The organism is Mesorhizobium sp. USDA 3734 (assembly GCF_056279665.1).
Genome location: NZ_JBWCCW010000001.1, coordinates 437,266 through 451,629, shown reverse-complemented (window position 1 = coordinate 451,629; position 14,364 = coordinate 437,266). Strand labels below are relative to the sequence as shown.

General features: G+C 62.0%; 6 protein-coding genes. 1 reads left to right on the top strand and 5 read right to left on the bottom strand.

Annotated elements, in window-relative coordinates:
* Positions 1 to 25 precede the first annotated feature (25 nt).
* Together ACZ89F_RS02185 and ACZ89F_RS02180 are read right to left on the bottom strand one after the other, a co-directional pair.
* Positions 26 to 397: a hypothetical protein gene (locus ACZ89F_RS02185; RefSeq protein WP_127257749.1), complete on the bottom strand. Its 372-nt coding sequence runs from the start codon at positions 395 to 397 to the stop codon at positions 26 to 28.
* 151 nt (positions 398 to 548) lie between these two features.
* Positions 549 to 8,930 (bottom strand): DUF5801 repeats-in-toxin domain-containing protein, encoded by an 8,382-nt coding sequence (locus ACZ89F_RS02180; RefSeq protein WP_476090205.1) that lies wholly within the window; start codon positions 8,928 to 8,930, stop codon positions 549 to 551.
* Between the two features lie 324 nt (positions 8,931 to 9,254).
* Here ACZ89F_RS02180 and ACZ89F_RS02175 point away from each other — a divergent pair, with 324 nt between their 5' ends.
* Positions 9,255 to 10,199 (top strand): transglutaminase-like cysteine peptidase, encoded by a 945-nt coding sequence (locus ACZ89F_RS02175; RefSeq protein ID WP_476090204.1) that lies wholly within the window; start codon positions 9,255 to 9,257, stop codon positions 10,197 to 10,199.
* 54 nt (positions 10,200 to 10,253) lie between these two features.
* Here the strand turns inward: ACZ89F_RS02175 and ACZ89F_RS02170 are convergent, their stop codons facing one another.
* Genes ACZ89F_RS02170 through ACZ89F_RS02160 form a run of 3 tightly spaced genes read right to left on the bottom strand, consistent with a single transcriptional unit; the run spans position 10,254 to position 14,345 of the window.
* The gene (locus tag ACZ89F_RS02170) at positions 10,254 to 10,892 is read right to left on the bottom strand and encodes a ribbon-helix-helix domain-containing protein (protein ID WP_476090203.1); all 639 of its coding nucleotides are present in this window, start codon (positions 10,890 to 10,892) and stop codon (positions 10,254 to 10,256) included.
* A complete protein-coding gene (locus ACZ89F_RS02165) occupies positions 10,882 to 12,171 on the bottom strand; it encodes an HlyD family type I secretion periplasmic adaptor subunit (protein WP_476090202.1) in 1,290 nt (429 codons plus the stop codon). Before ACZ89F_RS02165 ends, ACZ89F_RS02170 begins: the two co-directional genes overlap by 11 nt.
* Positions 12,172 to 12,212: 41 nt before the next feature.
* Positions 12,213 to 14,345 carry a type I secretion system permease/ATPase gene (locus ACZ89F_RS02160; protein WP_476090201.1) on the bottom strand — a complete coding sequence of 711 codons (2,133 nt, stop codon included), beginning with the start codon at positions 14,343 to 14,345 and terminating at the stop codon, positions 12,213 to 12,215.
* Between the last annotated feature and the right edge of the window lie 19 nt (positions 14,346 to 14,364).

Below are 14,364 nucleotides of genomic sequence, written 5' to 3'. Positions count from 1 at the left end.
AACAGGCGTGGGTTCGCCTATCCGGTCAGTGCATGTACTCGACCATGCGATCGTGAAAACACTCGCATTTGTTGAGGGTGTCTTCGTCCTTATAGTTCGTCTTCAGGTAGCCGTAAGCCATGCCGCAGGCGACCTTGGCTTCCGACGCCCAGACGAAGACGGGCCGGGACGAGTTGATCCACTCCGAGCTGTTGGCGGCGGCGACCGACTCGTCCATCAGCTTCACCACCTGCTCCTTGAGGTCGACGATGTTGTCGTTCAACACCAGGTTGGACGTGCCGACGACACGGCAATAGTCGCCCGTCGGACCTTCGATGATATCGGCGGCATACCCCGTCGACCCGACTGCCAGCAACAGCGTCGCAGCGGAAACCAGCAGTCTTGCAGAACGTTTCATGTTGAGCTCCCCTAAATATTAGCGATGTATAACATAGTCGCGTGGCCACGCGCCATGCCGTTAGATCGTGCTTGCCGTCGTCGTAAGCTGGGTCACGCCATCGTCGTAAAGCGGCGTGATCGTGCTTGCGACGGGAGTGTTGCCAACATCGTCAGGGCACCGTTTCCGTATGAGTGGGCATATTATGATCATAAAGAATGGTAATCGCGGAACCGGCACCAACTCCGGTCAACGAGGCCACTTCGACCATGCTCCCGCCGGCGGCGGTACCGTTATTGTCAACCATGACATGGGCTGCGCCGCCTGAGAAGGTAACCTCGATCGAGGCGCCTGCCTGCCCATCCGTAGTCGGTGCGTTGCCTCCAAGGGACTGGAGCAAATCGGACAGGTCGATAACGTCATGGCCCGGTGTATAATCTGCGATGACATCGACCATTTGGATCGCTGCAAGCTTGGACGGGTCGATCACAAATGTGTCGTTACCGCTACCGCCGGTCATCGTGTTCGTCCCGCCACCACCGTAGAGGATGTCGTTCCCATCACCGCCGATGAGCGTGTCGTTACCACCGCCACCATTCAAGGTATCGTTGCCCGCCCCGCCCGCGAGGTAATTGTTTCCGGAGTTGCCGAACAGATAGTCGTCGTAGGAGCCGCCGATCAGACCCTCGATGCCGGTAAGGGTATCGCCATGGGCATCGCCACCATCGATCGTGCCCGCGAGCGGGTTGTGTGGGTCTACCGGTGCAACCAATGCAGACCCGTTGTCGGCGAGATGGATCGAGACGGCCGCTACACTACCCGTGTAGTCGACAATGTCGGTCCCGGTGCCGCCTGAGATCGTGTCAGTGTGCGTGCTTCCGGCCAGCACGTCGTCTCCCGCGGTCCCTGTGAGCGTGTAAATCCCTCCCGACCCGGCCGCGACCTGATCAATATGAAGAGTCTGGGTAGCCGTGGCATCCCCGTCTCCATCAACCGCAGTGACATGAAAATCGTAGCTCTGACTGGAGGGTAAGATTGTCGTGGAGATGTCTGCTGATGTGAAGCGAGCTCCCTTACCCGATCCCGAAATTCCGTCAATACCCTCAACCGTAAGCACATTGAAGTCAAATCCTGGATCAATATGCAAAAGACCTCCGGCTGAGGTGTCGACGACGATAATTCCAGATGTCGTTGCGTTGGTACCCGTATTAGTGACCGTCCATTTATATGTCACATGATCTGTGGACGCTGAATTTCCAAGATTCGCATCACCATAATTCAAATCCACACTGCTCACATATTTCGGATTGCTGGTAGCAAGGTTGTCTCCAAGACTGCCAACGCTGTGGAACTCCATAGTAAACTGTTCACCGCTTGAGATGCGTTGATCATCCACACCAAATCCCTGACCGGAACTATTCACCGTGTGTCCTGCGGTTGTCGAGAATTCAATGAGCCGGTCGGCAGTCTCCCTGAATGCTGCATTCCCACCTGGCAGATTGGTCAGGCTCACCGTGGACGACGTTGCGGTTTGTGGCGCACTTAGATCGAAATGATAGGTCCCGTCGGGAGCGACAGTCAGCGAGAAAACGTCGGCGCCACCGCCACTCGGTTGCCCATGAAGGGTCGTTGTCCCGTCTGAAGCCACCGTCGTTGCGTAGGTGATCCCGCTGATAGGCGTTCCCGTGATGTTGAAGTGATGGAGCCCGTCAGCACCTGCAGCCAACGAGAAGAATCCCCCAACCGACCCGATCTCATTGGGAATAACACCCGAGGTGAACACGCCCATAGCCGGGCCATCGTCGTGGAAGGTGAACTGCCCCGACACGTCCGCCGCGCTTGACGTCGCCTTGTCGCCGTCGCCGTCCGTCAGCGTCGCCGTCACGCCGATATGGCCGGCCGTCATCGACACCGCGTCGTCCGCATTGGTTCCATCGGGATGCTTAAGCGACAGATACTGCTCGACCGTCGCAACGCCCGTCGAAGTATCGATGCCGATCGCGAACGCAGCTTGGCCGGCGAACGCCCCTGAGGCGACGCGGCCCACCACGACATTGCCTTCCACAGCCAGGGTGATCGCCGAGCCGTCCGTCACCATCAGGCCGGACGCCGTGTTCGTCACCGTCAGCGCATAGCTCTTGGCACCGGAAGCCGCCTGACCGTCGGCGCCGTACGCCTCCGTCGTCAGCGACACTAGGGCCGCAGCGCTCGTCGCATGCGCAATGGCGCCAGATCCGCCAACATCCGGATCATCGCCGACGTTCGACACGCCGAGCGTCGGCGCCGTGCTCGATGTCGCCGTCTCGTCCAGAACCGCAACGCCCGCCACGTTCGCAACCGCTGTTACCGACGGACCGTCATCGTAGAAGTTCAGGGTCAGACCGCTCGCCGACGTCGCCGAGGCCTTGTCCAGGTCGCCATCCGTCGCCGTCGCCGTCACATACACCTTGTCCGACAGCGCCAGCAGGTCGTTCGGGTTCGCCGCGTTCGGATGATCCAGCGCCAGCACCTGCGTCAGCGTCGCGTTCGTGCCGCTGAGCGCCACCGTGAACGCCAGCGCTCCCGCCGGATCGTTGCCGACATGGCCTTCGATCGTCGTGCCGTTCACGAACAGATAGATCTCCGTCCCCGGCGCCGACGTCGCATGAAGTCCCGTTGCCGTTCCCGTTCCCGCCGTCGTTCCGAACGCCGTCCCGTCCGCATGCGTCAGTGCATACGTCGTCCCGCCGTTCCCGTCGGCGCCATACACCGCCGGATTGAACAGACCCGCGATGCTCACCGACGCGCTCTGCGACACAGCGCCGGCAAAGTCATGGTCGCCCACCTGCGAGCCTGCCGTCTCGTCGACGGAAAGGATCGCAGTCGTGTTCGCAACCGCCGTCACCGACGGACCGTCGTCGTAGAAGTTCAAGGTCAGACCGCTCGCCGACGTCGCCGAGGCCTTGTCCAGGTCGCCATCCGTCGCCGTCGCCGTCACATACACCTTGTCCGACAGCGCCAGCAGGTCGTTCGGGTTCGCCGCGTTCGGATGATCCAGCGCCAGCACCTGCGTCAGCGTCGCGTTCGTGCCGCTGAGCGCCACCGTGAACGCCAGCGCTCCCGCCGGATCGTTGCCGACATGGCCTTCGATCGTCGTGCCGTTCACGAACAGATAGATCTCCGTCCCCGGCGCCGACGTCGCATGAAGTCCCGTTGCCGTTCCCGTTCCCGCCGTCGTTCCGAACGCCGTCCCGTCCGCATGCGTCAGTGCATACGTCGTCCCGCCGTTCCCGTCGGCGCCATACACCGCCGGATTGAACAGACCCGCGATGCTCACCGACGCGCTCTGCGACACAGCGCCGGCAAAGTCATGGTCGCCCACCTGCGAGCCTGCCGTCTCGTCGACGGAAAGGATCGCAGTCGTGTTCGCAACCGCTGTTACCGACGGACCGTCATCGTAGAAGTTCAGGGTCAGACCGCTCGCCGACGTCGCCGAGGCCTTGTCCAGGTCGCCATCCGTCGCCGTCGCCGTCACATACACCTTGTCCGACAGCGCCAGCAGGTCGTTCGGGTTCGCCGCGTTCGGATGATCCAGCGCCAGCACCTGCGTCAGCGTCGCGTTCGTGCCGCTGAGCGCCACCGTGAACGCCAGCGCTCCCGCCGGATCGTTGCCGACATGGCCTTCGATCGTCGTGCCGTTCACGAACAGATAGATCTCCGTCCCCGGCGCCGACGTCGCATGAAGTCCCGTTGCCGTTCCCGTTCCCGCCGTCGTTCCGAACGCCGTCCCGTCCGCATGCGTCAGTGCATACGTCGTCCCGCCGTTCCCGTCGGCGCCATACACCGCCGGATTGAACAGACCCGCGATGCTCACCGACGCGCTCTGCGACACAGCGCCGGCAAAGTCATGGTCGCCCACCTGCGAGCCTGCCGTCTCGTCGACGGAAAGGATCGCAGTCGTGTTCGCAACCGCCGTCACCGACGGACCGTCGTCGTAGAAGTTCAAGGTCAGACCGCTCGCCGACGTCGCCGAGGCCTTGTCCAGGTCGCCATCCGTCGCCGTCGCCGTCACATACACCTTGTCCGACAGCGCCAGCAGGTCGTTCGGGTTCGCCGCGTTCGGATGATCCAGCGCCAGCACCTGCGTCAGCGTCGCGTTCGTGCCGCTGAGCGCCACCGTGAACGCCAGCGCTCCCGCCGGATCGTTGCCGACATGGCCTTCGATCGTCGTGCCGTTCACGAACAGATAGATCTCCGTCCCCGGCGCCGACGTCGCATGAAGTCCCGTTGCCGTTCCCGTTCCCGCCGTTGTTCCGAACGCCGTCCCGTCCGCATGCGTCAGTGCATACGTCGTCCCGCCGTTCCCGTCGGCGCCATACACCGCCGGATTGAACAGACCCGCGATGCTCACCGACGCGCTCTGCGACACAGCGCCGGCAAAGTCATGGTCGCCCACCTGCGAGCCTGCCGTCTCGTCGACGGAAAGGGCCGCAGTCGCGTTCGCAACCGCCGTCACCGACGGGCCGTCGTCGTAGACCTTGACGGTCAGCGACGCATTGGCCGTGTCGCTGTCGCTGTCGGTGACCTTCACCGCGAAGTTTTCCCCGGTCGCCTGGTCGGCGGCCCCGGTCTGGTTGGGATTGGCGTTCGCCACGTTGTTCGAGAGCGTGTAGCTGTAGCTGTAGACGCCGCCGCTCACGCTCACCGTCAGCACGCCGTTGACGCCCTGGACCGTGCCGCCGGAAGTCACATCCACCAGGGTGCTGTCCTTGTCCATCACCTCGAGCTTCTGCAGCGTGTCGCCGCCCGTGCTGATGTTGAACGTGCCCGCCGTGGTTTCCGAGTGATCCGAGTTCAAGGCCGGGTCGGCAAGCTCGCCGGTCCCCGCCGGCAGGCCCTTCTCGTCGACAACCGCGGTCGCGTTGACCGACGGCGTTCCGCCTTCCGGCGTCACCGTGATCGTCGGCGTCGAGTCCGCCTTCAGCGTCAGCGACACCGTCGCCGTCGATTTGTCCCCGTCACCGTCGATGATCGTGTAGGTGAAGCTGTCGGCCGTCGAGGAACTGCCCGCCCCGGCATTGGGGGTGTAGGTGAACAGATGGGTCGTCGTGTCGTAGCTCACCACGCCCTGCGTGGCCTGCGTGAACGTCACCTTCGACGCATCGCCGATCGCAACGCCATCGGCACCGAACACGTCGTTGGCGAGCGCGTCGATCGTGACCGGCGCATTCTCCGTCGTCTGCGTCTGACTGTCGTTGCTGGCGTGCGGCCCGTCATCGTTGACCTTGACGGTCAGCGACGCATTGGCCGTGTCGTTGTCGCTGTCGGTGACCTTCACCGCGAAGTTTTCCCCGGTCGCCTGGTCGGCGGCCCCGGTCTGGTTGGGATTGGCGTTCGCCACATTGTTCGAGAGCGTGTAGCTGTAGCTGTAGACGCCGCCGCTCACGCTCACCGTCAGCACGCCGTTGACGCCCTGGACCGTGCCGCCGGAAGTCACATCCACCAGGGTGCTGTCCTTGTCCATCACCTCGAGCTTCTGCAGCGTGTCGCCGCCCGTGCTGACGTTGAACGTGCCCGCCGTGGTTTCCGAGTGATCCGAGTTCAAGGCCGGGTCGGCAAGCTCGCCGGTCCCCGCCGGCAGGCCCTTCTCGTCGACAACCGCGGTCGCGTTGACCGACGGCGTTCCGCCTTCCGGCGTCACCGTGATCGTCGGCGTCGAGTCCGCCTTCAGCGTCAGCGACACCGTCGCCGTCGATTTGTCCCCGTCACCGTCGATGATCGTGTAGGTGAAGCTGTCGGCCGTCGAGGAACTGCCCGCCCCGGCATTGGGGGTGTAGGTGAACAGATGGGTCGTCGTGTCGTAGCTCACCACGCCCTGCGTGGCCTGCGTGAACGTCACCTTCGACGCATCGCCGATCGCAACGCCATCGGCACCGAACACGTCGTTGGCGAGCGCGTCGATCGTGACCGGCGCATTCTCCGTCGTCTGCGTCTGACTGTCGTTGCTGGCGTGCGGCCCGTCATCGTTGACCTTGACGGTCAGCGACGCATTGGCCGTGTCGTTGTCGCTGTCGGTGACCTTCACCGCGAAGTTTTCCCCGGTCGCCTGGTCGGCGGCCCCGGTCTGGTTGGGATTGGCGTTCGCCACATTGTTCGAGAGCGTGTAGCTGTAGCTGTAGACGCCGCCGCTCACGCTCACCGTCAGCACGCCGTTGACGCCCTGGACCGTGCCGCCGGAAGTCACATCCACCAGGGTGCTGTCCTTGTCCATCACCTCGAGCTTCTGCAGCGTGTCGCCGCCCGTGCTGACGTTGAACGTGCCCGCCGTGGTTTCCGAGTGATCCGAGTTCAAGGCCGGGTCGGCAAGCTCGCCGGTCCCCGCCGGCAGGCCCTTCTCGTCGACAACCGCGGTCGCGTTGACCGACGGCGTTCCGCCTTCCGGCGTCACCGTGATCGTCGGCGTCGAGTCCGCCTTCAGCGTCAGCGACACCGTCGCCGTCGACGGGTCGCCGTCGCCGTCGACGATCTGGTACTGGAACGTCACCGTCCCTTCCTCGCCGGCAACCGGTGCGTAGGTGAAGGTGCCGTCATTGTGGTAGGTGACCGTTCCGGCGCCGCCGCTCAGCGAGTTCGCCACATAGCTTACCTTGGTCGGATCGCTGATGGCCACTGCGTCCGCGCCAGACACGTCGTTGGCAAACACGTTCACCGTCACCGCGGCGTTCTCGATCGCCTGCGTGGCACTGTCATTATGCGCCGTCGGCACATCGTCGACGATATTGATGGTGAGCGTGGTGGAGGCCGGGTCGCCGTCGGTATCAACCACCCGGACGGCGAAGTCGTCATGCGTGGTGTTGCCCGAGGTGTTGTCCAGCAGCGTGTAAGAATAGGTGTAGCCGGTCCCCGGCGTGCCGGTGATGGTCAAGTCGCCATACTGGCCATGCACCAGGATGCCGCCGGCCGCGTTGGTCACCTCGATCTGGGTGTTGTCCTTGTCGGTCACATAGAGGTGGTCGATTGTGTCGCCGCCCGTGGTGATGTTCAGCGAACCCGTCGCCGTCTCGCTCGGATCGCTGTTGTTGGTGCCGTTGTTGTCAGCAATCTCGCCGGAACCCGCCGGCTCGATACCGCGCACCGCAAGGCCGGCTTCGTTCACCGCGCTGTGTCCCGACGCATCGGGAGCCTGGGGCGTCACATCGATCGTCGGCGTCGAGTCCTTCAACAGGTTGATCGTGACCGTCGCCACCGACGAGTCTCCGTCACCGTCGATGATCTGGTACTGGAACGTCACCGTCCCTTCCTCGCCGGCAACCGGCGCGTAGGTGAAGGTGCCGTCATTGTGGTAAGTGACCGTTCCGGTGCCGCCCGCCAGCGATCCCGCGACATAGCTCACCTTCGTCGGATCGGTGATGGCCACCCCGTCCGCGCCGGGCACGTCGTTGGCAAACACGTTCACCGTCACGGCGGCGTTCTCGGTCGCCTGCGTGGCACTGTCGGCAACCGCTGTCGGCACGTCATCGACGATGGCTACGGCAAAGGTGGTGCTGGCCGTGTCGCCGTCGACATCCGTGACCGTGATGCTGAAATTGTCCGGAACCGTGTCGTCGGGGTCGAATCCGTTCGTCTGATTGGAATGGGTGACCGATTCGGTCACCGTGTAATTGTATTGGATAGCACCCGTGCTCGGATTGTAGGAGACGATCGTCAGGAAGCCGAAATCGCCCGGGATCTGCTGGCCGACGCCGGTGACGGTAACGCCGTTGATGACGATTGATCCGATTCCATCGGGCGCGGTGATGCTGATCGATCCGACGCCAGAGGTTTCAGCTAGGGTCGGCGCTTCGCTGCCCGGCGATTGACCCGCACCGCCATTAAGGCCGGTTTCGCTAGCCGCTTCGCTGGGAGCAAGCAATGACGTGGCCGTAACCGTAACCGGCCTGTCGACGATGGACGGGAACAGTTCGCGGCGATCCAGCAGCCCAAACTGCAAGGCGGTCGGCGGCAACAGGGCCGACAGGTCGAACCCGTCGCCGATGCCGCCGGGGGGAACCGAGAAGTCTCCGCCCGCACTCGAATTCGAACCACCAGGGCCGGCCGACATGGAACCGTCGGCGCCGAAGGCAACGTCGACATGGCTGGCTTCCAGCGCCGCCAGCAACGCGACGCGCGGCACCTCGACGTCGCCAATGATGAAGGTTGGCACGTTCAGGGCGCCATCCTTGATCACGATCACCGAGCCGTCAGCCTGTTCGAGCACAAGGTTATGGCCGTCGACCTTGATGTTGTCGATCGAGACGTTGGCCGGAAGCCTTACCACGTGGCTGGCATCGGCCACATATTCGTGCGGCGTAGCTGCCGGCGGTGCCTTTGCTTCCGCGGGGGCTTCTGGTTTGACAGGCGCTTCGCCGCCGACATCGACCGGCACCGGCTCGGACGCTGCCGGTGCAGCCTGCTGCGTCGAAGTTGCCTGTGCGACCTGCATCTCTGCCGGCGATGTCTGGCTGTTGTGTTCCTTGGACGCGGAATGCTCGTTCAAGGAACCCGAAAAACTGTCCAAATCGATATTGGTGGTCATTGCTGAAACCCCTCCGGTATTTCCCGGAAAGAGACAGTGACCGCCTCTACTTTGCAACAGTCCCGTAATCTGTTTCATATATTCTGATATGCATGGTTTGGCATTTTTTACACGTGGTAAACCGCAATAATATAACTGGATATATGCCGGCTTCCACGTGGCTTGCTTGGCGGCTGGCAGGCCGAAACTTCCTGGTAAACGAAAGTATAAAATTGAATAAAATTTTATAGAAAATAGACGTAGTGATTTGCAAGAAAGTTATCCACCTTCCTTTCCGATAATTTGAGACAAGATTGGTAGCGTCCACAGTCAAAGGTGGGCGTTATGAAAAAAGAAAACTCAGCCTCGGGAAAAACCGGGCTCAAGGTGCTCCTGCTGGCAATCGGGCTTGTCGGCCTGGCGGGGCCATCATTCGCGAACGCCATTTCCAGCGATAGCGCTGCACCCGGCACGGCTCTGGACAAGGTCCAGACGCCGCCCTGTCTCGGCGGTGTTTCGCTGGCGAGGCCTCAGCCATGGCAGCCTGCGACCCCTTATCGGATCGGTATGGTTTTCGGCAGCTATGGCGCGGCGGTTGCCGACCTCGGGGATGGCTCGTCAACGGCACAAAATGAGGCCGGCATAGATCCGGTGCAGACGGCATCGATCATTCCGGGCGTATTCGGATCGGTTGCCTTGTCCATGCGCAATTTTCCCGTCGCGGCGCGCTGGGCGCCCGTCTACCGGGCAATCACCGCCTGCTTGGCAGGCAGTCCCTGCGAGCGCAAGAGTGCAGCATTTGCCGGGATGATCTCCGCCGCTCAGGCCAAGGGCTTCAGCGAGAAACTATCCTTCGTCAACAGCAGCGTAAATCGCCTGATCGCCTACAGGAAAGACAGCGTCGTCTACGGCAAACTCGACTATTGGGCGAAGCCTTCGGAGATTCTCGAACGGCGAGCCGGCGACTGCGAGGATTTTGCCATCCTCAAGATGACGGCTCTGCTGAGGGCCGGCATTCCAACGCAAAGCATGGCGCTCGTTGTTCTCCAGGACCGCAAGCGCGGCTTCTTTCACGCCGTGCTGTCGGTGAGCACGGGCAGCGGCACCTTCATTCTCGACAGCCTCAACAACACCGTTATGCGCGATAGCGATCTCCCTGATTACGTTCCGCTCTATTCGTTCAGCACGGACCGGGCCTGGATCCACGGCTCAAGACCCGGCAGTGCCCAGATGGCCGAGATCAAGGGCGGTTTCGCAACCGTCGCACCTGGCGAAGGTTTCCAGCCATAGGTTTCGGCAAGATTGTGCGGTGCATTCCGGCGCGGGGGACAGTCTATCCGTGGTCTAGCCGCCGAAGACGAACGCCATCAGCAGTTCCGGCTCGAGCACCGGGGCCCGCACCGCATTCAACTGACCCCGGTATCGACGGTCACCGGCGCCGATAACAAAACCGGTGGCCACCGGCGCTTCGCCATTGGCATCGAGCCGCGCGAAGATGTCGGCCACATTGAGGTCCAGCGCCAGCTTGAGGTCGTGCCGGGCATCATCGTTTGGAACGATCGGCAATTGACGCTTGACCAGCTGCTGGAACGGCGCGTTGAACGTCAGGATCTTCTTCGACGATGCCAGGGCAAAGGCCGGCGACGGGCAAGCGACCAGTATGGCGCTGATGGTATTGATCGATGCAAGCCTTCGCAAAGTCAGGTTTTCGTCTGCCAATCCACGCATGCAGGCCACCCGGATCGCGGATGTCAGGTTGCCTGTCTGCGCCTGGCTTTCGGCGATCTCGTCGATGAGCATGCCGATCGTGCATTTCCGGCGCTCGGCCATCTGCTTCAGCGACACCCAGAATGCCCGCTCCAGACGGATGCCGCGTCGTATGCCGCCACGCGCCACAACCCGAAATTCCAGCCCAAAATCCTCGGCCGCGACTGCAGGAAGCAGCCGCTCGCGATCGGGATAAGAGGTTGCGCTACCGCTCACTCATCGCCTCCTCGCGCGCCTTGTTAATCGGCTTCAAGAGGTAGTGCAGGATCGTCTTGCGCCCGGTCTTGATGTCGACCGAACAGATCATGCCGGGGATGATCGAGTAGGCCTTGCCATCTCTTTGAAGAGTCGATTTGTCAGTCGACACGCGCACCTGGTAGTAGGGCTCCCCTGTCTTCTGATCGACTAGGCTGTCGGCTGTGATATTCGAGACCTTGCCCTCGATGCCGCCGAAGATCGAGAAATCATAGGCGGTGACCTTGATAAGTGCCTCCTGGTCGGGGCGGATGAATGCGACATCCCGCGGCGAGACCCGTGCCTCTACCAGCAAGGTCTCGGACGTTGGCACGATGCCGGCCACGACAGCGCCAGGCTGGACAAAGGCGCCGACCGTGTTCAGCTCCAGCGTGTTGACGATACCGTCCACGGGAGACCGGATATCCGTGCGCGCGACCTTGTCGGTGGCCCCCCTTATGGTTTCATCCACCACCGAAAGGTCCGCCAGCGCCTGGGTAAGGTCGTCCAACGCCTCCTGCTGCAACTGCAGGCCAAGTTCTTCGACCTGAAGCTGAGCTTCCGTGATCGCCGCCTTGGCCTTCTTGATGGTCTCGCCCGCCAGGTTCAGCTGGCCGTTGAGTTCGGTCTGTTCGCGCTCCACCCGGAGCTGCTCGGTCCTTGCCATCAGGCCTTTCTTGACCATCGCGTCGACCAGTTTTGCCTCCTGGTCGCTGACGACCAGGTTCTTGGTAAGACGGTCGGAATTGGCCACCGCCTCCGCCAGTTCCCTCTCGCGCTGATCGAGGCGCGACTTGAGCACGGACAGCTTGTTGTCGAAGTTCCCGCGTCGGGCGATGAGCAGCTTCTGTTCATTGTCGCAGATTTGCGGAGCTATGGACTGAATGTCCGGCGGGCAGGGAAATGGGCCCGAGAGATTGCCGGCCTGTTCGAATTTCAGCCTTGCTATGCGCACTTCCAGCGCGCGCGCCTTGGCCTGCTGTTCGCCAAGGCTGGACGTGTTGAGCGTGTTGTCCAGGCGGATGATGAGATCGTTCTTCTTGACGATCTGGCCAATCGTCACGGCGATTTCCTGAACGACCCCGGCTTCGCTCGCCTGAATGATCTGGGTCTTGGAAGCGGGTATGACCTTGCCGTCGCCGCGTGCGATCTCATCGACCTCGGCAAAGGATGCCCAGGCGACAAAAACGACGAAGAGCGCTCCGATTATGAATATGGACGCCGACGCAAACAGCGGCGGTCGATCTTCTCTGGCAAGCATTTCCCACGCCCCAACGCATTGGATGCAGCAATATTTGTTTGTCAGGCGCTCGTTTTCTGCAACGCCTGTATGACTTGGTCCTTCGGTCCGTCAGCAACGATCTTGCCCTGTTCGATAACGATCAGGCGGTCGGCCAGTTCAAGCATGCTGAACCGATGCGTGGAGACGATCAGCGTGGTGTCGCGGTCAAAGGCGACTTTGAGCTGCTTGATCAACTGACGTTCCGATGCGAGATCCATCGAGCCCGACGGCTCATCCAGAAAGACGATTTTCGGTTTGGTCAGCAGCAGGCGTGCGATCGCCACCGTCTGCCTCTGGCCGCCTGAAAGATTGGTGCCGCGCTCGCCGACATTCATGTCGTAGCCACGCGGGTGGCGCGAGACGAAATCGTCGACGCCGGCAGCCTTCGCCGCCTCGATGATCTGCTCATCGGTAGCCTCGGGGCATGCCATCAGGAGGTTCTCCTTGATGGTGCCCGAGAACAGATCGCCGGCCTGCGCAACGATGCCGACCGCGGCGCGAACCTCGGACGGGTGATACTGGCGGATGTCGATCCCATCCAGCAGCAGCTCACCGGAGGTCGGCAGGAAAAGCCGGCCGACCAGCCGGCCCATCGTCGTCTTTCCCGATCCTATGCGGCCGATGATGCCGATCCGCTCCCCCGGCTTCACCGAGAAATTCAGGCCGGTCAAAACCTCGTTTTCCGAGCCGGGATAGACAAACCCGACGTTCCTGAACACCATCGCCCCCTTGCGAATGGGGCGGTTGACGAACCCCACCGTGTCCGGTCGGTCTTCCGGTTGAGCCATGATCGAGTTCACCATCCTCAACGAGAGCATGGCCTGGCGGAACCGGGACAGCGTGATGGCGATCTGGCCGAGCGGCGCCACGGCCCTGCTCGCCAGCATCACCGTCCCTATGATTGCTCCTGTGGAAACATGCCCCTCCGAGAAGGCATAAGCGCCGGCCACGACCAGAGCGACGGTCACCAGCTGTTGTATGGACTGGGTTATGTTGCCCGCAGCCGCCGAAAGCTGCTTGATCTTCTCGGACGTGTTGGCGGCGTTCTTGGAGTGCTCCCCCCATTTGCGCAGCAGATACGCCTCGGCGCGCAGCGACTTGATCGTCTCCAGCGTGGAGATGGATTCGACCAGCAGGGCCTGGCGTTGCGAAGCTTCGTTCATCGAGGCGGCAACGCGCTTGCCGATGCGGCGCTGGGTGATCAAGCCGACAATGACGGACATCACGAAGGCCAGCGCCGGTATGATCACCAGCCAGCCGCCTATCGCATAGATGACAAGAAGAAAGATGAAGACGAATGCCGTGTCGATGAACACGCTGATGGTGTTCGAGGTGAAGAACTCTCTGACGAACTCGTATTGCGTGACCCTGTTTGCGTATTCACCGGTCGAGCCGGGACGCGCCGACAGCGACGAGTTCAGCACTTTCTCGAACAGAAGATAGGATATCCGAAGATCCGCCTTGCGCCCTGCATAGTCGATGAGAGAAGCCCTGGCCGTCTTCAAAAGCAGGTCGAACAGGATGACGGCGCCAATGCCGATTGCCAGAACCCACAGTGTGGAGACTGCCTTGTTTGGCAGGATCCTGTCGTAGACGTTCATGGTGAAGATGGGCGAGGCTATGGCCAGCACATTGATGAACACCGCCGCCAGAACGACCTTAGAATAGGTCCGCCAGAAAGCGCCCATCGTTCCGGTCAGCCAATGTCTCCGCTCGATCTTGGCTGCCGAGCCGACCGTCATGCCTTCGGCCGCGTTGGCGTAGGTTATCGAGAACGATACGCCGCCGCTTATATAGCTGGCGGCGAGTTCCGACCTGTCGATTGCGGTGCGGCCGTCTTCCTGCGGCGCGGTGATGTATGCACCGGCTTCGGTTTGGGCGAGCAGGGCGACTGGCAACTGGCTGACGCGAAAGACGATGGCGGGAAGGTCAACGCGTCCCCTGAGAAAGTCCCGGTGGCTGAACTCGGTGACTTCCAGGCCGATGCGCTCGGCAAGGTGCCTGATGTCGTCAACCTCAATTCGCGTGTCCGAGAGCGGCACGCCGGCAAACAGCACGGTCTCCGCACTCGGCCTGCCGAGATATCCGGCAACAGCTGAGAAGCAGGCCTTGAACGCCTCCTTTGGGGAGAGGATGTTGGGTTGCTGGTTCACGATCTGCCCGTCAGGACTC

Excerpts from the sequence above, each read along its gene's own strand:
- ACZ89F_RS02185 (WP_127257749.1), bottom strand. The coding sequence starts at position 397 with ATGAAACGTTCTGCAAGACTGCTGGTTTCCGCTGCGACGCTGTTGCTG.
- ACZ89F_RS02180 (WP_476090205.1), bottom strand. The coding sequence starts at position 8,930 with ATGACCACCAATATCGATTTGGACAGTTTTTCGGGTTCCTTGAACGAG.
- ACZ89F_RS02175 (WP_476090204.1), top strand. The coding sequence starts at position 9,255 with ATGAAAAAAGAAAACTCAGCCTCGGGAAAAACCGGGCTCAAGGTGCTC.
- ACZ89F_RS02165 (WP_476090202.1), bottom strand. The coding sequence starts at position 12,171 with ATGCTTGCCAGAGAAGATCGACCGCCGCTGTTTGCGTCGGCGTCCATA.